Genomic DNA, 19,775 nt, shown 5'->3' on the forward strand with positions numbered 1-19,775 from the left:
AATGCCGGGTTACCCGCTTCGAAAAAAGTCGCCCAATACGACTGAGGCAAGAGCGTCGATTTAACGGCGCTTACGGTTCAATGGAGGAGAGCCAGAGGCGTAGACAACCAGGCAGGGAAGCCCACGAGGACGACGGTTCCGAGACAAGACGACTACGCAGGAAGCGTTGCGGGGGGCTGGTCCTGCCTGACCCGGATCAACAGCACAAGGAATGGTGTCAATTCCGATTGAGGTGCTACCAATGGAACCCCGACTTCGTCAGCGACTACCGGCGCCCCCAGCCCGTGCACCGCGACGGCCACGCCGTCCGCTTCTTCGCCGTGGCCCCTGGGCACATTCGTCGGCATGTTCGGATCGGCCGTCGCCTTCTACCATTACTGGCAGTGGGACTTGTCACGGCAACTCCAGGCCGTTGCCACTGAGGCACGAAGCGCGCTCGCGGCCGCACGAGAACGTGAAGCAGCAGCAGACGAGCGCCGAGCTCGGTTGGCCGAGCGCCGTGCCGAGCGAGAGCGAGAGCGAGAGCGGCAAGCTGCGATCAAGCGGCACGCCGGACGTGCAACTTCTGGCGGCAGGAATTATGAAACGAACCCCACGCGGAAAGCAAAGCACTATCGGCGACTGGCCTGCAATCGACTCGACTCTCTCCGCTGACACTGAAAAGCGTGGCTAACGCATTGCATCCGAACTGCAACGCGGAGTCACCATTACCACTCATCTAGTCTTCTCCTAGTCTGCTAGCGCACCACCTTCACTCTGGTTTCACACCCCACGTAGCGCAGATCACCGCCCGCAGTCTAAGGCCGCTGAGCCATAAGAATGGTTAGCCAGCGTCACGAGGTCATTACTCACACTGCGTCACCTGTCTTTTGCCCGGTACCGGACCACTCTGGACGAACTGGCGCAAACATCGGCTCTGGCGCCTCGACACTCCGTCACCCATCAGACACTCAATGAACCCAGCACTAGAGCTTCATGCAGACACGCCTGGACGCAAGTTTCGCTCAAATTCTTTCCGTTGCTTGTCCCTGTTTGTCCCTGATTGTCCGTGCTTATCGGTGATTGTTGATGCTCTCCAACATTCACACCGGATTGCTCCATACTCCGTGTTGACTCCAAATTTTGAGACGGAAAGCTGCAGCTCAGCCACATTTCGGTTGCGTTTTGACACCATCCACCATAGAATGCCAAGTAAGCCAAAGACCTGGGTCAAGCACTAATGGAACACGCACTAACGGAAACCGACCTGAAGGAGCTCAGAGCGACGGTGAAGGAGGCCGCTGATTCTGCTACGTGGGCCGCGTTAGCAGGGGACGGCACGGCGGAGAAGCTCATCGCCCTAATCGACCGCGAGCTAGCTCGAAAAGAGAAGGCGCGACGTGCAAGCACAGTTGAGCCAGAGGAAATCGACGAGCTCCCTCCAGAACTGATCAGCCAGCTTTCGCTATCCAAGTCGGACCGCGAAGAAATGAAGATCGTGCAGGTGCTGAATGATGCAGGCGGGACACTTTCGCTAGACCGCCTACTGATAGAGCTATACCGGGCCACCCGCGATATCTATCAACGGCGCCAACTAACCCAGCGGCTCTACAGGATGATATCGAAAGGCATGGTCCGAGCCGTACCTGGTCGAAAAGGCGTATACACAACGGACCCCGGAGAGACAGAAGAGGAGACATGAAGAGAACGCAGGACGCGCCGGCCCCTTGGCCGAGGGACCGACGCGGAAAACTGCCAGGCAGGGAGTCGGAGAGGACCCTACCCCCTTGATGACAGCGATGAGGTTAGTGTCGTTTTATCAGTGCATCACGACTATAGCCTCACCTGTCGCTGCCCTCAAGGTGAATCACCTCTCCGAGGGAGGTGTTCATGTAAGTGCGGAGCAGAAAGAAGCGTAAGCCGGCACCGCCGGGGTTTCGTTGGCAGTGTTGCCGTTTCCGTCGAGTCAAGAACTCGAATAGGTATCTCGATGCCTGGGAATACGGCTACGACGCCTGGTGTTTCCTCGTACGGTGCTAGGAGGCAAAGCGACGTGCCAACCCCCGGTTGGCACGTTGACTATCAAGGTGAAAACGCAAACCTGACAGGTGAACCGATCATGGCTAAGACATTTAAGCCTGGAGAGCGTGCCAAGCGCTCAGGTCAGTACGCAATCGAAGGTCCCCGAGGTGGACACACCGGCAAAGAGCGAACCGTTACACGAGGGGAGCCGTTGCCACCAACACCTAAGCAGGGCCAGAAGTACCGGCTGACCGATCCCACCAAGCACTAATTGACCCATCATAGGCGACCGCAATGGCGGTCGCCTTCCGTTCACCCTCCCGACCACGGGCATCCGCTCCCTTGTAGGTCGCCGCACAGCAAGCCCCACCGAAGCACTCTACGCACACGGCTAGAATCACGATATGTGCGGCCGCTACGAACACCACTCACCCCGGTACGAGTACGCGGAGAAGGTCGGGCATTCTGTGCACTGCCGGCGGGCGTGGGTGACAGAGAAGAAGACACCGAGGTCGATCAACCTACCGATGAAAACAATAGCGACGAGCGGTCATTGTCGAGTGCATACGTTGTGCATACCCTAAGATCATATGGATGTGGAATGGGACCCGGCCAAGGCGAAGGCCAACCAGCGCAAGCACCGGGTGAGCTTTGCGGACGCTGCCGGCGTTCTGTTCGATCCCGAGGCGTTGGTGATGGAGGATCCGGACGCCGAGGACGAACAGCGGCACGTGGCCCTGGGCATGGATCACCTGGGGCGGGTGCTGGTGGTGGTGTTCAGCTATCGCGGTGAGGCGGTCCGGCTGATTTCGGCCCGCAAGGCGAGTCCCGGCGAACGCCGGCAGTACGAGGGTTGAGGGTATGCGCAACGAGTACGATTTCAGCAAGGCGAAGCGCGGGCCGGCCGTCTCCCAGCGCGGCAAGACCCGTGTGACGCTGTGGCTCGACAACGAGGTCATCGAGGCGTTCCGCTCGCAGGCGGAGGCGGCCGGCAAGGGTTACCAGACGCTCATCAACGAGGCGTTGCGGGAACACATCGGTGCGTCACCGAAGCCGCTGGACGAGGAGGCGCTACGGCGAGTGCTGCGCGAGGAGTTGAAGCACGCCGGGTAGTGTCAACGCGAACGGCTTTTATTGTGCCATATAGTGGCGAAACAGAATCATAACCCACTGATTGCAGGGGAATAGTAGCGCTTTGCGCCCTTTCCCGGCGCTCTTGTAATCTGCTGTTCGCTGGTTCGAGTCCAGCAGGGCCCACCAGAACATTCAGGTACTTGGCTGAAGCTCGCCCCTTGGGGGAGCTTTTTTATGGCTAAGTGTCGGCCAAGTGTCCACGGCCCCGCCCCGGTCACCTCCGTCGCAACCTAGAGACGCGAGCATGGCTTGGAAGCAATCGCCATAACACACTGAATTACTGGCGCTTTTGTATCGGTTACTCGACGCCCGACGTTGCCGGCACAGGTTCGGTGGCAATAGCCCGCACTGAAATGGAAGCTAGTCGTCGTGTGATTCAGTAATCCAAGTAAGCCCAGATGATATTCCGCCCCGCATTTACCTGGATACTCGCCGCTTGCGCCTTCGCCGCAGGCGCTCTCAGCGGTTGCCACGCTTACGGCGGTCCCATCGGCGACCGACCGCCCCAGCACCCGAGCGCTCGGCACGTGAACATCCCCGAAGGGCATATGCCCCCCCCCCCCTGGCGAGTGCCGCATCTGGTTCCCAGATCGACCGCCGGGCCAACAACCACCACCCGGAAACTGCTACGAGCTCGAGCAGCGCGTCCCGCCAGACGCCATTCTGGTCCGCGGCTAGACCCAACCCCGATCTCGCCGTTGCGACTACCTTGCTCTGTTTGAGCGCCCGTGGGTTTCGGTGCGGCAGTCCGGCGCAAGGCAACGCGGCTAGTGGTCACCTGTGGTTACCGGATCGAACGCAACGACCACCGTGGCCGGCTTCGCCGCAGTCCGGTTGCCGCGCGGCAGGTGATCACCTGCATGTAACGACTAACGTGGCGTACGCCCCATCTCTCCAAACACCGGCCGGCGCCCCCATGAACGGGGCATGGCTCGTCATTTCCGTTCCTCAGCATGAAGACAGTCACTCGTGACAAGCGCCAGATTGATCAAACGGTGCCTGCCAATCTTGCGGGTGGGAAGTTGCTGGCGGGCGACCATGCCGCGGACCTGATCGAACGACAGCCCGGTAAGCTCCGCGAACCGCTCCTTGGTCACCAACGGCCAGACCACCAGTTGCCCGGCTTGGAGGTCTTCCATATCCTCGTTCCTACACAGTCAACCACGTTGCAGCACACACGTTAATTAACGTATGCGTTAGTTGACGTTAATACGTGAGATAACGTATGTTAACGCTCGCCACACGCTTGCGTGCGATCCGACAATCCACGGGTATGGGCCGGACCCGCTTTGGCGAATACGTCGGCGTACCCTGGCGGACAATTGAGAACATCGAGCAGAAAGGCAGCACTCCCCGTGGTGATGTGCTGGCCGCAGTTGCAGCGAAGTTCCCGGAGTACAGTGTCTGGCTCCTCACTGGAACGGAGCAGCCGGAGCAACGACAAACACGGCCGATGGCAGCAGCAGACCTCGAAGGCCCCGACAGTGAGGCGGCCGCTCCGTAAACATCGAAACGCGTCGTTATCGCGTTTGGACAGCCCCCATTCGCTCAAGCTCGTACGGCAGGTAGCGCATTCAACCGGTTACTCCACATGTCCGGGCACTCATCTCGCGTGTGGGAGATGCTTCACGGCGAGGACGAAGATGCCATCCTTGCCCCGGTGGGCTTCAGTTGGATCGCCAACCGAGCCCGCTCCACAGCCCCCCCTTCTCACCATGGGCAATCACCGACTAGAAGCTGCCTTCCCGCACCTGACTCGCGAACGCCAATAGCGTCGTCCACGTAAGCATACTGCCGTGAAAACGGCGGCCACTTGTCGCCGAGGCCGATGGCGTCGTTGATGACGAGCACCTGGCCGTCGCAGGCGGTGCCGGCGCCTATCCCGATGGTCGGTATGGCGACGGACTGGGTAATGGTCTCGGCCAGTGTGTCCGGGATGTGTTCGAGCACGAGCAGATAGGCGCCCGACTCGGCGATACCGGAGGCTTCGATCAGCACGCGCTCAGCGTCATCGGCCTCACGCCCCACCTGCCCGAAGCTGTTGGAGGTCTGCGGTGTCAGCCCCGTATGCCCGACGACGTCGATGCCATGGTCGACGAGATGGCGGATGACATCGTACTTGGGACCTTCCAGCTTCACGCTGTCGGCGCCTGCCTCGAGGAGGCGCCGAGCGTTCGTCAACGCAGTATCCGCATCACGGTCGCTGCCATAGGGCAGGTCCGCGACGATGTGGGTGTCGCCAGCGCCTCGCCGAACCGCGCCGACGTGATACTCCATGTGCGCCATCGTGACGTGCCGGGTGCTGTCGAAGTCCATTTCCACCATTTCGACCGTATCGCCCACGAGAATCACAGGTAGCCCCGCTTTTTCGAGGCAACGTGCGACGGGGGTGGTATAGGCCGTCAGCATCGGGATCGGTGTTACCGACTTCATGTGACGAAGTGCTTCTGCACTGTGCTTCATTGCACGACTCTCTTTGCATGAACACGGGACGTTGCGTGCATTCGACGCTGACGCCGCAGCGATTCAATAGCCGTTCGGATAGTGCCCCGTCAACCTGGGCCCGGGAAGTACGTTACCGGATCCCGTTGCTACACTTCGTTGATGCCAAATCAGACCGCAAAGTCCCGGCCATCCGAGCCGAGTCAGCAGTCACGAGCCGGATATGACGGCCACGCGGCCGTTCGGCAGCTACAACGATGTCTACCGCCGGGCTCTCATTCCCCCATCGGCAACATCGTGGCGCGCCGCGGGTATCGACTGGAGCGCGTTCGCATCGGCGCACCGACGCTCATTGTCGTCCTGCGTGGTGAGAAGACGTTGTTTTACGGTGGCCAGCCCATCGTGGGCCACTCCGGCGACTGGCTCGGCTTGCCCGCAGGGTGCGAGATGGATGTCATCAACCGGCCGGAGCACGGTCTTTACCATGCACTGGCCATCCCCTTCAATGCCTCGGATATCGCCGCGGTGCGCGCACTGGCACAACCGCCCGCCATCGACCGGGCCACCGACATTCGTATTCACACGACACCACCGATGTGGCAGGCCTTGGTCCACTATGCGGAAACGCACGCGGACGCGCCGCCAGCGCTGCTCGCTCATCGCCGGCGCGAGGTACTGTTGGCGGCACTTCTGGAAGAGGCGACGCCGCAGCTCCTTATCGGTCCGGGCGATAGCACGGCGACGCGGGTCGCCCACCTGCTTGCCACCGATCCCGCCGCGCCATGGTGCGCGCCGGACGTCGCCCAGCGGCTTGCGGTCAGCGAGGCGACACTCCGGCGTCGGCTGGCCGCGGAGCATACGAGCTTCCGTGAACGCCTCGTGGAAGTGCGCCTGGCTACCGGGTTGAGCCTGCTTCAACAAGGTGGCGTGTCGGTGGCCGAAGCGGCGAGCCGATGCGGGTACGACTCACCATCGCGATTCGCCCAACGCTTCCGCGAGCGATTCGGTACTTCGCCATCCACGGTGTCCACACCCACGCAGTGATCGAAACGGGCGCGTGTTTGCGCGAAAGCGGATAACGCGAAGCTGGCGTCAGAGCTACCTTGACGCCTGTACACCCGCAAACGGAGCGACATCATGCGCCGCTTTCTGCTCTTGGTCGCCATTTCGTTCAGTCCGCTGGTCATGGCGGGCGAATTCACGCTTAGCAGCGGCGACCTATCGCCGGATGCCCCAGTGCCCATGCGGCACGTTTACGACGGTTACGGTTGCCAGGGCGAGAACATCTCGCCGGCGTTGAGCTGGTCGGGGGCGCCCGAGGGCACGAAAAGCTTCGCTTTGACCGCGCGCGACCCCGATGCGCCGACTGACGGCGGCTGGTGGCACTGGATCGTCTACGACCTGCCCGCGACGAGTGACTCATTGCGCCGCGGCGCGAGCGCCCAAGCGCTTCCCCAGGGCGCCGCGCAGGCAACGAACGATTTCGGCCAACGCGCATGGGGCGGTCCGTGTCCGCCGAAGGGCGATGAGCCGCACCGTTACCGGTTCAAGGTCTACGCCCTGGACACCTCAGAGCTGGAAATCCCCGAAGACGCCACCCCAGCCATGGCCGATGCCCGAATTCAAGCGCATGCGCTCGATAAAGCAACACTGACCATCCGGTACGGGCGCTGAAGGAAAGGCGCGGATGCGCCGATGGTGATACGCGTCACCCGTGCTCGGGCGAAAGGAAGCTTCATGCCCTCGTGCCTCCGTCCGGCATTGCCTTCGGGGCTTGGGCTGCCAGGTCACTGGCATCGTCAGGCTCCCGGGCGAGCGCGGCAAGGATGCCGCATTGCTCAACGGGGTGATGCCCGTCGCAAGCCGCCTGCAAGCGTTCGAGCCGGGCAGCCAGCGCGGTCAGCCGTGTAATGCGCTGCCGGACGTCAGCGAGGCGCTCTCCGACTTTCTCGTCGACGGCGTCGCACGGTCGCTGGGGAAGATCGGCCAGCTCCAGCAGCTCGGCGATGTCGGCAAGGGGAAAACCCAAAGCGCGGGCGTGGACGACGAACTGCAAACGCTGAATATCGGCATCCGTATAGTAACGGTAGCCATTCGCCCCCCGCTGCGGCTCGGGCAACAAGCCGACACGCTCGTAGTAGCGGATCGTGACCGTCGGGCAACCGGCGACCTGCGCGGCCTGGCCAATGGTGTAGGGCATGGCGTGTATGCCACCTCGATGCTTTACCTTATAGCGACTATAAGCCTTAAAGTGGGAGTCGTCATACACGATATCGGACGCCTGTGATGGCCGGATGCTGCCACGAGGACGACTGCCACCTCACCGCGCTGCGCCAGGCGCGCACGCTGTGGGTCGTGCTCATCATCAACGCCAGCATGTTCGTCGCCGAGTTCACCGCCGGCTGGATCGCCGACTCCACCGCGCTTCTCGGCGATTCCCTGGATATGCTCGGCGACGCTCTGGTTTACGGATTCAGTCTCTGGGTGATCGCGCGCAACACACGCTGGAAGGCGGTCGCAGCCGGACTCAAAGGCACCGTGATGGCAGTGTTCGGCGCTGCCGTATTGATGGAGGCCGCAAGCAAGGTAGTCTGGGGCGGCATGCCGCAGCCCCCGATCATGGCGCTTTTCGGCGCGATCGCCCTCGCCGCCAATAGTCTCTGCCTGCTGATGCTGACGCGTCACCGCGGCGATGACGTGAACATGCGCTCGTCGTGGATCTGCTCACGCAATGACCTCATCGCCAACGGCGCGGTGCTACTGGCCGCCGCCATTGTCGCCGTATCCGCCAGCCCCTGGCCGGATATCATCGTGGGTGTGGCCATCGCCGGGCTTTTCCTCCGCTCGTCAGGCCACGTGCTCGCAGACGCCCGGCGTACATACCGCGCATCGACACCCGCAGATAACGTGACGGGCTGACAGGCGACTCACCAGCCCGGGCCCCACCATTGCGAACGCCTCGACCATCGGCCGACCGCCCACATCCCGCCGCCCCGAGCGCTATGGCAAAATGACGCATTCGTCAGTAACGTTCGTGAAAGGTGCCGGCCAACGTCGTCTTTCCAGCGATGCCGGGCGATGGCGAGCCATTGGCCCCACGGGTGAGGCTGACGCGTGCCCTTGTGCAGGGATGCAGGAACGGGACAACACGACTATGGCAAGACAGCGTGGCTCTTCGGATACCAATCTACACGTCGCTTATTCACGCTTACGCCACGACCTGATCAAGCAGAAGTTCCAACCCGGGCAACGGCTCGTGGTCGCCGACCTGGCCGCCGCCTACGATGTCAGCAACACTCCGGTGCGTGAGGCATTGAACCGCCTGCACGAAGCGGGCTTCATTCACTTCGAGCGTGGCCGGGGATTCTTCGTGAAGCTGCCCTCGCCGGACGAGATCCAGGCGCTCTACGAGCTGCTGGCCGTGCTGCTCAAGCATGCGGTGCGAACCGCCGTCGGTGCCGGGCAGAAGGACGCAGTGCTGAACGCCCTCGCGAACACCCGCAAAGCGTTCACACGGACCGCGCAGGCTAGCGGCCCCCGCGAGGCGGGTGAACAACGGGCCGACGAGCTCGAAACCATGATCGAACAGCTCGTCCGGCTTCATTGCGCAGAGGAAGTGCTTCACGTCATCCGCAACACGCTGGATCGGACCCACTACGTGCGCTGCATCGACCTGGAGTCACGCACGGGCGTGGTCGACGTCTGCGAAGCAATCAGCGGTCTCGAGGATGCCGTCCACGACGAGGACCTCGCCCGTTGCGATGCGTCGATCGAACGTCAGATCACCGGCAAGATCCACCGGGTGCCGAGCCTCGTGCGCGAGGGTACCGGCCGGTATTACGCCCCGTACTAATCCGATCATAGGTAATGCGGCTCAGGGGCGTGACTCCCAGGCCACATAGGGCTCCTCCACCGTTAGGTGGCTGACCAGCAGTTTCAGCGCGAGAAGAGGCAGGAACCACTCGACGCCTGGCGCGGGCATGAGCAGATAGAGTTGCGAGAAAACGGCTCCGACACTCGCGAGGAGTGCCACACTGCGCTGCAGTCGGATGGGTACCTCCAGCGTGGCCACCGCCGCCACCAGGATATAGCCGTAAGCGTAAGCGAAATAGAAAATACTCCAATCCAGGAACAGCGCAGCGACGATGGCGACGTGAATGCCATGCAGCGCCACGAAACCAAGCTGCTCACGCCGACCCTGTCCATCACGGTGGTACCATCGCTTCGCGCTCGCGGTGGCGTTGGTGACGACGCCGCCGACGATGTCAAACGCCAGCAGCGCCGCAAGCACGTATTCGATCAGCGACCAGCCCGACACGGCGACCGCCGCATGCACGCAGACACCAGCAGCGGCAAGCGTCGCACTCACCGCCGAAAGCAACTGCTCGGCACGGGTCGCCCCCGGCCCGACGAACCGGTCCCAGGCACCGAGGATCCCGAAACGCGGTGCCGGGTAGCTCCAGTCCGATCGCATAGGGTCATTCCCTCCGTCTGCTCGTTGCGTCGTGGTTGCAGACGCCACCCCTGCGGGGTACCGCTCGGGGCTCCGCCTCCGCCACGGTCACGTCGTTACGTCATGCTCGATTGACGCCGCCGCGTGGGATCGTCCGTCGGCGGCGATCGCCTGGCCCATCGCCACCGTCAGCGCCCGCGGCAGGGCGAGGGCCACGACGTAACCAGGCAATGGCGTCCAGCCAACGAACCGGTACTGGGGGAAATGGCGGTAACGCCCGTCGAAACTGGCACCAGATATCTCCATGGCGGCGACTTCCAGCACTTCGAATCGACACCCGTGGCCGCAACGCAGGAGCTTGGCGAGCGCCTCCTTCGCCGTCCAGAAAGCGGTTCCCCAGAATTTCGTATCCACGCCCAGACGGTCACCCACCCCCTGCTCACACCGCGACATCTGTGCGCGCATGATCTCGGCGCGGTTGCACGCAGCACGCTCCAGATCCACCGCTATCGGGGTGACCGTCGGAGCGGCAACCGCGCAAGCCAACTGATCATCGTGGGAAATCGATATTTCGGTACTGCCGCCCTCATTCAGCACCGGCTGCCCCATGGCACCCGGAATGATCGCTGCCCGAGTGATGGGCTCGGCGACAGCGAGCGCCTGCTTCGCCGCGTGCCGGCCCAGCAGAAACGACAGCCGCCGCCGATCCGACGACACCTGGTCGAAATAGTCACGCTCCAGCGGGTGAAGTATCTCGCCGGCCCGGGCGACAGAGTTCCCGATATCCCGCGACCATGCGATTCGCGCAACGCGCTCGTGTCCCCCGCCGGAGACGGTGACCGCCGCCTGGCCGTTGGCCCCGTCGAAGCGCAACGCCCAGGGGCGCTCCGGTGTACCTCCCCTCGGGTCAGTCCGGTATTGGTTGCCAGACGCGGCTATCGTCATGCTCGCTACACCTTTCACTCACTCTATGACGGCCCGAAAGCATCCACAGACGCTCCGGCACGACTGTCTCGTTCAACGATGAAACGGTCGCGGGCTCGCTGGCAGCCCCCGGGCGGATACGGAATGGCGCTTCGCGGATTCGCAGACCATCGATGTCAGCCGCCATGGCTGGCACTGGTCTGGGTTGCCGGTGCCGGACAGCGGGTCTCGAGCTCGAGTGCGGCGTATGGCCCGACCGGGAAGGTGCTCGACGGTGTATCAGCGCGACCGCTGAAGGCGGTGGACACCGCACGTCTTCCAGTTACGAACAGCTCCCCGGCGTGTATGAAACCGAGGTCGCCGGTACGCAGGTAATAGGTACCGGGCCGCCCACGGATCTGCGCACGGAACGTCGCACTCGTGTCTTCGTGGCTTCCCAGATAACCGCGCGCCACGCTGGAGCCCGATATCCAGATCTCCCCGACGCGATCCACGCCCAGGGCGCGTCGCGAATCCGGATCGACGATGCGAACGTCCAGCGACGATGCCGGATCACCGCGAACCGAGCCGCAGGCGACCAGGGGCGTACCGCAGGGATCAGGCGTGACGGTCTTGCGATCGATCAGATCACCGCCATCGACGTAAAGAACGTTCGGCGCTTTCGGCCTGTCACACGCGCACACGCAAAGCGTCGACTCGATCAGCCCATAGCACGGCATGTGGGCTTGCGAGCTGAATCCGTTGCGGGAGAAGCGTGCACTGAAGCGTCGCAGCGTTTCCTCGCGAACCGGCTCGGCGGCGTTGATTGCCACCCGCCACCCGGAAAGGTCCACACCGGCAAGCTGGTGATCGCTGACGCGCTCGATACAGTGTTCATAACCGCCGTTGGGTGCACCGGCGATATCCACCCCGTAATCGCCGATAAGGCGGAGCCAGAGATAAGGGCGTTCCGCAAACGCCCTCGGCGACAGGAGCACACCGGTGCTGCCCTCATAGAGCACCTGGACCACAACCCCCACCAGCCCCATCGCGTGGTGAAGAGGCAGCCAGCTGCCGTGAACCGAATGCTCGTGACTGCCCCAGCGCGCCTGCATGAGGGCACTGTTATCCAGGAGATTGCGGTGGTCGACCATCACGCCTTTAGGCGGATTCATTGCCGCCCACGGGTACTGCAGCAGTGCCAGCACGTCAGGGCCAATGTCCGGCGCAACCCACGGTTCGGAGTCATCTTTGGCAAGCGCCGATATGGACGACACCACAACGTCCGCGTCGAGCTGGGTCCGGAAATACGTCACCATGCGCCCGCGCCAGCATTCGTCCACGAGTACGCAGGCGGGCGTTGCATCGCTGAGCACATGTCGCACGTGCGCGAAGTCGTGGCTCTCGCCGCTCGGCAACGGAACAGGCACGGGAATGGCGCCCGCATACAGACAGCCGAGAAACGCACGGACGAAATCCTCCCCCGTGGGAAACAACAGCATCACCGGCCGCTGGAAAACATCCAGTTGCCCGATCCGGGCAGCAATGGCCATTGCGTCACTATGTAACTCGGAGAACGTAACGTTTCGTTCTTCTGCCCCGGTCTCTCCGAGGAACGTGAACGCCGTTTTTTCGGGAATGTGCGCAGCGTGCCGGGCGACCAATTGAACGAGCGTGTCTTCGTCGCTGCCGGCCTTCGTATTCGACAACCACACGGCCAATCACCGTTCCCTGTTTACTAACCTTCTCAGAGGTATTGTCATGCATCAGCCGGTCTGTGCGCCGATGGGGCGCCGCGCCGCCACGAGCTCCTACGTCGCGTAATCGATGACGTATGGAACATATCCACGGGTCCAGTGGCGGTCAATCTACAGGAGAATACACCGAAAAAAATATTGTATTATATTTTCTTGAAAATATTGTTCTTGCACGCCAAGAAACCCCTTCTCGCAACTGCCGACAACGACCGTCATTCACTGATCTTTTCAGAGGTATTGCAAGGAGACGCAATCGGGTACGACGGGACAACCGCTCATGAATCTCCGGCACAGGCGCTGTTATGCTGCGGCGCAACACTTTGCTCTAGAGTAGGGGGTGTTCAATTGCAAGCCGGAGGCACCTCGCCATGGAACACTGGTATCTGCTGAGTGGCTCGGCTGACGCCGACGCGCCACAGTTGGTGAAAGTTCGAGCCCATGACCGGGCGGAGGCGCTGGGCAAGGGCCGTTCGCTGGGCTTCGACGAGCATTCGTGCGTTATCGACGAGCAGGCCACGGCCCGGCTGAGCCGCTACGGCGCCAATGTGGAATTTCTCTTCCGAAGCGCCCTGACACTGGACGAAGCACTGGTGTCGTGAACCCGACATCCGATGCCTGATAGCCCCCGCGAACCTTCGCGCGTCATGGCGTGCCTTGTTCGCGAATGCATTGATCGACCGGCGGCTCGCGCAAATCGTTTCGTGTTTCCTCAATGCACGCCCCGGTGCCATTACCCAGCGTCGCCGGCACCGGGGCGGCAATCACGACACTCCCGGCAGGTGGCACGATACTTGGTGCCGCACGCGAACACCGGTTTGGTGAGCATCCGCCCGGACATCGTAGACTTCGCGGATGTGCGGACGTTACGAACGACATACACCCCGGGATGCCTATGCCGAGCAATTGAGTCTTCGGCTGCCGCCGGGTGGGGACGAGCCTCGATACAACATCACCCCGGGCATGGTGGTGGACATCATCGTGGCCGCGGCCAGCGGTGGCCAAGCGCGCTTCGTTTTCGACGAAGCCTTCTGGGGGTTCAAACCCAACTGGGTCGAGGATGACAAGGCGCCCCGACCCATCAATGCGCGCGCGGAGAATGTCGCGCTCAGCCGTTACTTCCGTGACGCGTTCAGACACCGTCGCTGCCTGGTGCCGGCGGACGGCTGGTACGAGTGGAAGCGCACGGAGCACGGCGGCAAGCAGCCCTACTATGCCACCACCGGGACCCCACTCGCTTTCGCCGGACTCTATACACCGATGGACGAAAACGCATCGCGGCTGGGCCTGGCGATTATCACCGAACCGGCCCGCGGATCCGCGAAAGCGATTCACCCGCGCATGCCGGTTGTCCTGGACGCGTCGTGCTGGGGCGCGTGGCTGGACCCGGCACTGACCCGTCGCGAACGCATCCGCCGGGCGACCAGGCGCGTGCCGAGCGGGCAGCTCCAGCTGTGGCCGGTCAGCACGCGTGTCAATTCACCGAATCACGATGACCCGTCACTGATCGAACCCGACGAGGGCGGTCAATCAGCGAGCTGAACGCCGCCCGGGGCCGCAAGCGCGCCCCGGGCGGCGTCGAGGGACGCCCGGCTACTGCGCCTGGACGCGATCGAGCTCGGCCTCCAGCTCGGGCAGCGCTTCGAACAGGTCCGCGACCAGGCCGTAGTCGGCCACCTCGAAGATCGGGGCCTCCTCGTCCTTGTTGATCGCCACCACGATCTTGGCATCCTTCATGCCCGCGAGGTGCTGGATGGCACCGCTGATGCCCACTGCAACATAAAGCTTCGGCGCGACGATCTTGCCCGTCTGTCCCACCTGGTAGTCGTTGGGCACAAAGCCCGCGTCCACCGCCGCGCGCGAGGCACCGATCGCCGCGCCGAGCCTGTCGGCGATACGTTCGATGAGCGCGAAGTTCTCGCCGGAACCCAGGCCCCGGCCACCGGAGATGACGACCTCCGCGGCGGTGAGCTCGGGGCGCTCGCTCTCGGTGAGCTTCTCGTCGACGAACTCCGCCACGTCGGAATGCGGGACCGCCTCCAACGTCTCCACCGGGGCACTCCCCCCCTCGGTGGCCGCCGGCTCGAATCCGGTCGCGCGGACACTCACCACCTTGATGGCATCGCTGCTCTGCACTGTGGCGATGGCATTGCCGGCATAAATGGGTCGGCGGAAGGTGTCGGCGCTCTCGACGGCGATGATGTCCGAGACCATGCCGACGTCGAGGGCCGCCGCGACCCGGGGCAGGAAGTTCTTGCCGAAAGTGCTCGCCGGCGCCAGCACGTGGGAATAGTCCCGGGCCACCTCGGTGGCGAGTGCGGCAAGATCCTCCGCGGTCGGGTGCTCGTAATGGGGCGCATCGGCGTGGAGCACCTTGGCAACCCCCGACACTTTCGCGGCAGCCTCGGCCACACCGCTCGCATCGTGGCCGGCGATCAGGACGTCCACGTCGCCGCCGAGCTGACTCGCGGCGGTCACCGTAGCGAGCGTCGCCGGGCCCAGATTCCGGTTGTCGTGTTCGGCGATGATCAGCACGTTGCTCATGATTCAGATCACCTTCGCTTCGTTCTTGAGCTTGTCCACCAGCTCGGCGACGCTGTGGACTTTCACGCCTCCCTGGCGCTTGGGCGGCTCGGCAACCTTGAGGGTCGTCAGCCGTGGCGCGGTGTCCACGGCGAGCTCACCGGCAGTGAGCACATCCAGTGGTTTCTTCTTCGCCTTCATGATGTTCGGCAGCTTCACGTAGCGCGGCTCGTTCAGTCGCAGGTCGGTGCTGACAACCGCCGGAAGCTTCAGGCGTACCGTCTGGTTGCCTCCGTCGACCTCGCGGGTGACCGTGGCAGTGCCGCCTTCGAGCTGTAGCTCACAGGCGAACGTGCCCTGGCCCCAGCCAAGCAGCGCAGCGAGCATCTGCGGCGTCTGGTTGGCATCGTCATCGATCGCCTGCTTACCGCAAATCACCAGGTCCGGAGATTCACGCTCGACCAGCACCTTGAGCGCCTTCGCCACGCCCAGCGGCTGCAGCGCTTCCTCGGTGGATACCAGGATGGCGCGATCCGCGCCCATGGCAAGCGCCGTACGCAAAGTCTCCTGGCTCGCCTGCGCGCCGAGGGAGACAGCCACGATCTCCTCGATCTTGCCCGCCTCCTTCAAGCGCACCGCCTCCTCGACGGCGATCTCGTCGAAGGGGTTCATCGAATGCTTGACGTTCGCCGTCTCCACACCCGAGCCGTCCGCCTTCACGCGGACCTTGACGTTGTAATCCACCACCCGTTTGACCGGGACGAGTACCTTCATGATCGCTCCTGTCACTTGACTATCGGGCCTGTGGGATCTGCCACAGAAGAACACAGATCGTGGCCGCCGAGTGAGAACCTGAGATTCTGGCTGCCAACCCCGACGCCTCTGGGTTGCGCACCAAAGCCGCTCGAACCGGGATTACGCGTCGCGTCATCCACCCCACCCCGCCGCTTCACTCGTACGTGCGCTGGTCATCGATCACCTTGCCGTCATTGGCAAGCGTGCCCGTGGGCACCAGCGCCACCTCGCCACGCAGGTGGCAGACCTCCCGCAATCGCTCGGCGAGAGCGGCCTCCAGACCTTCGGGGTCACCGTCCACCTCGCACTGCAGGGTCATGACGTCTCGATGATCACTTTGCGTGATCACCAAACGCGCCCGTCGCACGGCCTCGCAATCCCGGGTAACCGCATGCACCTGCGACGGATGCACGAACAGACCACGTACCTTGGCCGTCTGATCCGCACGCCCCATCCATCCACGGATACGCTGGTTCGTTCGTCCGGTCGGGCACTCGCCGGAGAGAACCGCGGAGAGATCCCCGGTGGCGAAACGGATCAGGGGATAATCGGGGTTAAGCGTGGTGACGACAACCTCGCCCACTTCGCCCCCGGCGACCGGTTCGCCCGTGCCGGGGCGCACGATCTCCACGAGCACCCCCTCATCGACGACGAGCCCCTCCCGCGCGGAGGTCTCGTAGGCAATCAAGCCCAGATCCGCGGTGCCGTAGCATTGATGGACCTCAATACCACGCTCGCGGAACCGCTCCACCAGCGATGGCGGCAGCGGCTCGGCAGTCACAAGGCCATGGGTCAACGAGCCGATGTCCTCACCGAGCTCGTGCGCCTTCTCCAACAGGATGTTGAGAAACGATGGCGTGCCCGTGAAATACCGCGGACGCAGCTGCGCGATGGCCTTGACCTGAAGCTCCGTCTGGCCGGTACCCGCCGGGAAGACCGGGCATTCCAGCGCCTCGGCGGCATTGTCGAACATCGCCCCGGCAGGGGTGAAATGGTAGGCGAAGGTGTTGTGCACCAGCCCGCCGCCACGCCGAAACCCCGCAGCGACCATCGCCCGGGCGAAACGCCAGAAATCGGGGCGACGCGTCTGTGGCTCGTAAATCGGCCCCGGCGACTGAAACACTCGCTGCATGGCCCCGAAGTCTACTGCAGCGAGCCCACCGAAAGGTGGCTCCGCCTGTTGCCGCTCGATGAGCTCGGATTTGCGCAGCACCGGCAACCCGGCGAGCGCCCCCGCGTCCACGATTTCCTGCGGCGCCACTGCCGCGAGGCGTTCCGCGAAGTACGGCGACTTCGCCTTGGCGTGGGCGATCTGTCGCGGCAACGCCTCCCGCAGCGCCTGTGTCCGTTCGGCGGGCGTGCGGGTTTCGAGGTCGTCGTAGTGGTGCTCCATGGTCCGTCTCACTTTCCTGGCGTCCGGGGCAATCTGCGCTGCTCTGCAACGACTTACACGCTGAGCTACAAGTGAAAAGCGGCAAGTTCAAAGATCCAAGGCACCGACCGTCAGCACCACGCTCAACACTTTGAACTTTCAACTTTCCTCTTTGAACTTCCTCACAGCCAGCGCTTGCGCCGCTTGTAGCTCTTGAGGTTCTTGAACGAACGTCGTTCCTCGCCGCCGCCCAGGTAGGACTCCTTGACGTCCTCGTTGTTCATCAGCTCCTCGCGGGTGCCGTCGAGCACGATCTTGCCGCTTTCCATGATGTAGCCATAGTCGGCCATGCGCAGCGCGTAATTCGCGTTCTGCTCCACGAGCAGCATGGTCAGCCCCTGCTCGCGATTGATCTTGCCGATGATGGAGAATACCTCCTTGACCAGCAGCGGCGAGAGGCCCATGGAGGGCTCGTCGAGGAGCAGCATCTTCGGCCGCGCCATCAGCGCCCGGCCGATGGCGAGCATCTGCTGCTCACCGCCGGAGAGGTAGCCGGCGAGGCCGTTCGCGCGCTCGCGCAGCCGCGGGAAATAGTCGAAGACCATGTCGATATCCGCGCGCACGGCCTCCTTGTCCCGGCGCGTGAACGCGCCCAGACGCAGGTTCTCCGTCACGGTCATGTCCTCGACGATGCGCCGCCCCTCCATCACCTGGAAGATGCCACGCCGCACGATCTCCTCGGCGGGGCGATTGCTCACGGTCTCGCCCTCGAAGGTGACATTGCCTCGCGTAACCTCACCGTCTTCGGTCTTGAGCAGCCCCGAGATCGCCTTGAGCGTCGTGGATTTGCCGGCACCATTGGCACCGAGCAGCGCAACGATACGGCCCTGCGCAACCTCCAGGCTCACGCCGCGCAACACCAGGATCACATCGTCGTAGACGACTTCGATGTTGTTCACCGAGAGCACCGGCTCGGCGGTCATTTCCTCCGCGGGTCGGGACATGGCCCTGCCCTCCTCGTGATTCGCACGTGGGCCGGGGCGGCGACGCCGCCCCGGCGTCGCTTCGGCTTTACCAGCCGAGCCAGTCGTCGCGGCGCGGCAGATCGACAGTGGTGAGCTTGTTGAGCTCGAAGTCACCATCGCCCTGCCACTCGTTCTGGTAGACCATCACTTCGGTGGTGCCGCGATGGTTCTCCGGCGTCCAGGTGTGGGGCAGACACACACCTTCGAGCCCCTCCGGAACATGGCCGGACATGGACTCCAGAGCCGCCTTCACGCTCGGGCCGGTGATCTCGCCGTCCTCGGCGGCCACTCGCATAGCGTCGCGCATGAAGAACACCGAGCACACCGCCCGGGCATAGTGCAGGGCCCGGTCGCCGCCACCGGACTCCTCGGAGACCGCACGCAACGTCTCCATGCCGGGCACGTCGGCGCCCCACTGCGCGGCCCCCACGGGGAAGACGATGCCGTCACCGGCCTCGCCGGCAGCCGGGGCGGCAAGCTCGTCGAACCCCCAGACATTGGAGACGAACTGCACGTCCACGCCCACCGTGTCGCAGGATTTCAGCAGCGAGATATTCGAGCCCGACGTATTGGCGAGATAGGCATAGTTGGCGCCGGATTCCTTCAGCGACAGGCACTGCGCCTTGGCATCACCCGGCGAGAGCGAGTAGACGATCGGGTTCAGCACCTCGAAGCCCTGGCTTTCGGCGTACTCCGAGCAGGCCTCCTTGGGTGCGTTCGGATAGGGGTGGTTGTCGCCCATGTGCACCCATTTGGGAGTACCCTCGTTGCCGCCGCTCTCCCAGTCGTCCTTGGCCCAGGAGACCATCGCCCGGCAACCGTCGGTATAAGACGGGCCATAGAAGAAGTTGTACGGCGCCGCCGACTTGGTATGTGGCGACTTGCCAGTGGGGTCGGTGAGATGGCCCGAGTAGGACGCGGACATGTAGACGATCTCGTCGCGGGCGACGAAACGCACCAGCGCCTCGGTGTCCGCTGTGCCCCAGCCCTGGATCACCGGCGGATTGAGCGAGCCCGTCCAGCGCTTGTAGGCCGCAATGGCGCGTGGCGCTTCGTAGGAATAGTCCACCGTGTCACGTTCGAGTTGACGGCCGTCGATACCGCCCTGCTCATTGATGTAGGCAATGGCATCTTCGATGCCCTGCCCGTATATCTTGCCTACCGCGGAGGTCGGACCGGTGTAGGCGGCGAGGTGCGCCACCGGGATCGGATCCTCCGCAGCCTGGGCTCCACCGACAGCCAGGCCCAGCCCAGCGGCTACGGACAACGCGATTGTCGTGCTGCGCATCATTTTCTCTCCTTCAGTGCCAGTCACTGGCATTATTGTTCGGGCCGAAGCCCTTTGCCGGCCGCCCCGCAAGCGGCGGCTCCCG

The 19,775-nt window shown here is 63.4% G+C and carries 21 protein-coding genes; 10 read left to right on the forward strand and 11 right to left on the reverse strand.

Features of this window, described 5'->3' with window-relative positions:
• Positions 1–1,219 precede the first annotated feature (1,219 nt).
• The 3 genes from ACPEES_RS11475 (at position 1,220) to ACPEES_RS11485 (ending at position 3,114) form a co-directional block, all read left to right on the forward strand.
• Entirely contained in the window at positions 1,220–1,681 is a 462-nt protein-coding gene (locus ACPEES_RS11475; RefSeq protein WP_435103625.1) for a hypothetical protein, read from the forward strand.
• Between the two features lie 910 nt (positions 1,682–2,591).
• On the forward strand, positions 2,592–2,858 hold the full coding sequence (locus ACPEES_RS11480; protein ID WP_435103626.1) for a BrnT family toxin: 267 nt from the start codon (positions 2,592–2,594) through the stop codon (positions 2,856–2,858).
• Positions 2,859–2,862: 4 nt separating this feature from the next.
• Positions 2,863–3,114: a BrnA antitoxin family protein gene (locus ACPEES_RS11485; protein WP_435103627.1), complete on the forward strand. Its 252-nt coding sequence runs from the start codon at positions 2,863–2,865 to the stop codon at positions 3,112–3,114.
• Between the two features lie 956 nt (positions 3,115–4,070).
• On the opposite strand, the gene ACPEES_RS11490 is transcribed toward ACPEES_RS11485, so the two are convergent.
• The gene (locus tag ACPEES_RS11490; protein WP_435103628.1) at positions 4,071–4,274 is read right to left on the reverse strand and encodes a hypothetical protein; all 204 of its coding nucleotides are present in this window, start codon (positions 4,272–4,274) and stop codon (positions 4,071–4,073) included.
• Between the two features lie 86 nt (positions 4,275–4,360).
• On the opposite strand from ACPEES_RS11490, the gene ACPEES_RS11495 reads away from it, so the two are divergent.
• The gene (locus tag ACPEES_RS11495; RefSeq protein WP_435103629.1) at positions 4,361–4,639 is read left to right on the forward strand and encodes a helix-turn-helix domain-containing protein; all 279 of its coding nucleotides are present in this window, start codon (positions 4,361–4,363) and stop codon (positions 4,637–4,639) included.
• A gap of 206 nt (positions 4,640–4,845) precedes the next feature.
• Here ACPEES_RS11495 and panB read toward each other — a convergent pair whose 3' ends face one another.
• Positions 4,846–5,598 carry a 3-methyl-2-oxobutanoate hydroxymethyltransferase gene (gene panB, locus ACPEES_RS11500; protein ID WP_435103630.1) on the reverse strand — a complete coding sequence of 251 codons (753 nt, stop codon included), beginning with the start codon at positions 5,596–5,598 and terminating at the stop codon, positions 4,846–4,848.
• A 276-nt stretch (positions 5,599–5,874) separates the two neighbouring features.
• Between panB and ACPEES_RS11505 the strand changes: the two genes are divergently transcribed.
• The gene (locus ACPEES_RS11505) at positions 5,875–6,621 is read left to right on the forward strand and encodes a helix-turn-helix transcriptional regulator (protein ID WP_435103631.1); all 747 of its coding nucleotides are present in this window, start codon (positions 5,875–5,877) and stop codon (positions 6,619–6,621) included.
• Between the two features lie 93 nt (positions 6,622–6,714).
• Positions 6,715–7,251: a YbhB/YbcL family Raf kinase inhibitor-like protein gene (locus ACPEES_RS11510; protein WP_435103632.1), complete on the forward strand. Its 537-nt coding sequence runs from the start codon at positions 6,715–6,717 to the stop codon at positions 7,249–7,251.
• 61 nt (positions 7,252–7,312) lie between these two features.
• Here the strand turns inward: ACPEES_RS11510 and ACPEES_RS11515 are convergent, their stop codons facing one another.
• Complete coding sequence (locus tag ACPEES_RS11515) at positions 7,313–7,777, reverse strand: Cd(II)/Pb(II)-responsive transcriptional regulator (RefSeq protein WP_435103634.1); 465 nt, start codon at positions 7,775–7,777, stop codon at positions 7,313–7,315.
• Between the two features lie 86 nt (positions 7,778–7,863).
• On the opposite strand from ACPEES_RS11515, the gene ACPEES_RS11520 reads away from it, so the two are divergent.
• Complete coding sequence (locus ACPEES_RS11520; RefSeq protein WP_435103635.1) at positions 7,864–8,496, forward strand: cation transporter; 633 nt, start codon at positions 7,864–7,866, stop codon at positions 8,494–8,496.
• Positions 8,497–8,731: 235 nt separating this feature from the next.
• The gene (locus ACPEES_RS11525; RefSeq protein ID WP_435103636.1) at positions 8,732–9,430 is read left to right on the forward strand and encodes a GntR family transcriptional regulator; all 699 of its coding nucleotides are present in this window, start codon (positions 8,732–8,734) and stop codon (positions 9,428–9,430) included.
• Between the two features lie 21 nt (positions 9,431–9,451).
• Here the strand turns inward: ACPEES_RS11525 and ACPEES_RS11530 are convergent, their stop codons facing one another.
• From ACPEES_RS11530 to ACPEES_RS11540, 3 genes are all read right to left on the reverse strand, one after another.
• On the reverse strand, positions 9,452–10,051 hold the full coding sequence (locus tag ACPEES_RS11530) for a hypothetical protein (protein WP_435103637.1): 600 nt from the start codon (positions 10,049–10,051) through the stop codon (positions 9,452–9,454).
• An 87-nt stretch (positions 10,052–10,138) separates the two neighbouring features.
• A complete protein-coding gene (locus tag ACPEES_RS11535; protein WP_435103638.1) occupies positions 10,139–10,975 on the reverse strand; it encodes a 4'-phosphopantetheinyl transferase family protein in 837 nt (278 codons plus the stop codon).
• A gap of 155 nt (positions 10,976–11,130) precedes the next feature.
• Complete coding sequence (locus ACPEES_RS11540; RefSeq protein ID WP_435103639.1) at positions 11,131–12,648, reverse strand: AMP-binding protein; 1,518 nt, start codon at positions 12,646–12,648, stop codon at positions 11,131–11,133.
• Between the two features lie 410 nt (positions 12,649–13,058).
• Here ACPEES_RS11540 and ACPEES_RS11545 point away from each other — a divergent pair, with 410 nt between their 5' ends.
• The gene (locus ACPEES_RS11545; protein ID WP_435103640.1) at positions 13,059–13,289 is read left to right on the forward strand and encodes a hypothetical protein; all 231 of its coding nucleotides are present in this window, start codon (positions 13,059–13,061) and stop codon (positions 13,287–13,289) included.
• A gap of 253 nt (positions 13,290–13,542) precedes the next feature.
• Complete coding sequence (locus ACPEES_RS11550; RefSeq protein WP_435103641.1) at positions 13,543–14,229, forward strand: SOS response-associated peptidase; 687 nt, start codon at positions 13,543–13,545, stop codon at positions 14,227–14,229.
• Between the two features lie 51 nt (positions 14,230–14,280).
• On the opposite strand, the gene ACPEES_RS11555 is transcribed toward ACPEES_RS11550, so the two are convergent.
• The 5 genes from ACPEES_RS11555 to ACPEES_RS11575 all read right to left on the reverse strand — a co-directional run bounded on the left by ACPEES_RS11555 (position 14,281) and on the right by ACPEES_RS11575 (position 19,690).
• Positions 14,281–15,231 (reverse strand): electron transfer flavoprotein subunit alpha/FixB family protein, encoded by a 951-nt coding sequence (locus tag ACPEES_RS11555; RefSeq protein ID WP_435103642.1) that lies wholly within the window; start codon positions 15,229–15,231, stop codon positions 14,281–14,283.
• Positions 15,232–15,234: 3 nt separating this feature from the next.
• Positions 15,235–15,984 carry an electron transfer flavoprotein subunit beta/FixA family protein gene (locus tag ACPEES_RS11560; RefSeq protein WP_435103643.1) on the reverse strand — a complete coding sequence of 250 codons (750 nt, stop codon included), beginning with the start codon at positions 15,982–15,984 and terminating at the stop codon, positions 15,235–15,237.
• A gap of 175 nt (positions 15,985–16,159) precedes the next feature.
• Positions 16,160–17,398, reverse strand: a complete 1,239-nt coding sequence (locus ACPEES_RS11565; RefSeq protein WP_435103644.1) for a phenylacetate--CoA ligase family protein — start codon at positions 17,396–17,398, stop codon at positions 16,160–16,162.
• Between the two features lie 161 nt (positions 17,399–17,559).
• On the reverse strand, positions 17,560–18,381 hold the full coding sequence (locus ACPEES_RS11570; RefSeq protein WP_435103645.1) for an ABC transporter ATP-binding protein: 822 nt from the start codon (positions 18,379–18,381) through the stop codon (positions 17,560–17,562).
• 67 nt (positions 18,382–18,448) lie between these two features.
• Complete coding sequence (locus ACPEES_RS11575; protein WP_435103646.1) at positions 18,449–19,690, reverse strand: ABC transporter substrate-binding protein; 1,242 nt, start codon at positions 19,688–19,690, stop codon at positions 18,449–18,451.
• Positions 19,691–19,775: the final 85 nt, after the last annotated feature.

The organism is Arhodomonas sp. AD133, assembly GCF_051195215.1.
In the GTDB taxonomy this organism is placed as follows: Bacteria; Pseudomonadota; Gammaproteobacteria; order Nitrococcales; family Nitrococcaceae; genus Arhodomonas.

Excerpts from the sequence above, each read along its gene's own strand:
- ACPEES_RS11485 (WP_435103627.1), top strand. The coding sequence starts at position 2,863 with ATGCGCAACGAGTACGATTTCAGCAAGGCGAAGCGCGGGCCGGCCGTC.
- ACPEES_RS11530 (WP_435103637.1), bottom strand. The coding sequence starts at position 10,051 with ATGCGATCGGACTGGAGCTACCCGGCACCGCGTTTCGGGATCCTCGGT.
- ACPEES_RS11525 (WP_435103636.1), top strand. The coding sequence starts at position 8,732 with ATGGCAAGACAGCGTGGCTCTTCGGATACCAATCTACACGTCGCTTAT.
- ACPEES_RS11550 (WP_435103641.1), top strand. The coding sequence starts at position 13,543 with ATGTGCGGACGTTACGAACGACATACACCCCGGGATGCCTATGCCGAG.
- ACPEES_RS11570 (WP_435103645.1), bottom strand. The coding sequence starts at position 18,381 with ATGTCCCGACCCGCGGAGGAAATGACCGCCGAGCCGGTGCTCTCGGTG.
- ACPEES_RS11520 (WP_435103635.1), top strand. The coding sequence starts at position 7,864 with ATGGCCGGATGCTGCCACGAGGACGACTGCCACCTCACCGCGCTGCGC.
- ACPEES_RS11490 (WP_435103628.1), bottom strand. The coding sequence starts at position 4,274 with ATGGAAGACCTCCAAGCCGGGCAACTGGTGGTCTGGCCGTTGGTGACC.
- ACPEES_RS11475 (WP_435103625.1), top strand. The coding sequence starts at position 1,220 with ATGGAACACGCACTAACGGAAACCGACCTGAAGGAGCTCAGAGCGACG.
- panB (WP_435103630.1), bottom strand. The coding sequence starts at position 5,598 with ATGAAGCACAGTGCAGAAGCACTTCGTCACATGAAGTCGGTAACACCG.
- ACPEES_RS11575 (WP_435103646.1), bottom strand. The coding sequence starts at position 19,690 with ATGCGCAGCACGACAATCGCGTTGTCCGTAGCCGCTGGGCTGGGCCTG.
- ACPEES_RS11480 (WP_435103626.1), top strand. The coding sequence starts at position 2,592 with ATGGATGTGGAATGGGACCCGGCCAAGGCGAAGGCCAACCAGCGCAAG.
- ACPEES_RS11560 (WP_435103643.1), bottom strand. The coding sequence starts at position 15,984 with ATGAAGGTACTCGTCCCGGTCAAACGGGTGGTGGATTACAACGTCAAG.
- ACPEES_RS11510 (WP_435103632.1), top strand. The coding sequence starts at position 6,715 with ATGCGCCGCTTTCTGCTCTTGGTCGCCATTTCGTTCAGTCCGCTGGTC.
- ACPEES_RS11515 (WP_435103634.1), bottom strand. The coding sequence starts at position 7,777 with ATGCCCTACACCATTGGCCAGGCCGCGCAGGTCGCCGGTTGCCCGACG.
- ACPEES_RS11535 (WP_435103638.1), bottom strand. The coding sequence starts at position 10,975 with ATGACGATAGCCGCGTCTGGCAACCAATACCGGACTGACCCGAGGGGA.
- ACPEES_RS11495 (WP_435103629.1), top strand. The coding sequence starts at position 4,361 with ATGTTAACGCTCGCCACACGCTTGCGTGCGATCCGACAATCCACGGGT.
- ACPEES_RS11555 (WP_435103642.1), bottom strand. The coding sequence starts at position 15,231 with ATGAGCAACGTGCTGATCATCGCCGAACACGACAACCGGAATCTGGGC.
- ACPEES_RS11545 (WP_435103640.1), top strand. The coding sequence starts at position 13,059 with ATGGAACACTGGTATCTGCTGAGTGGCTCGGCTGACGCCGACGCGCCA.
- ACPEES_RS11565 (WP_435103644.1), bottom strand. The coding sequence starts at position 17,398 with ATGGAGCACCACTACGACGACCTCGAAACCCGCACGCCCGCCGAACGG.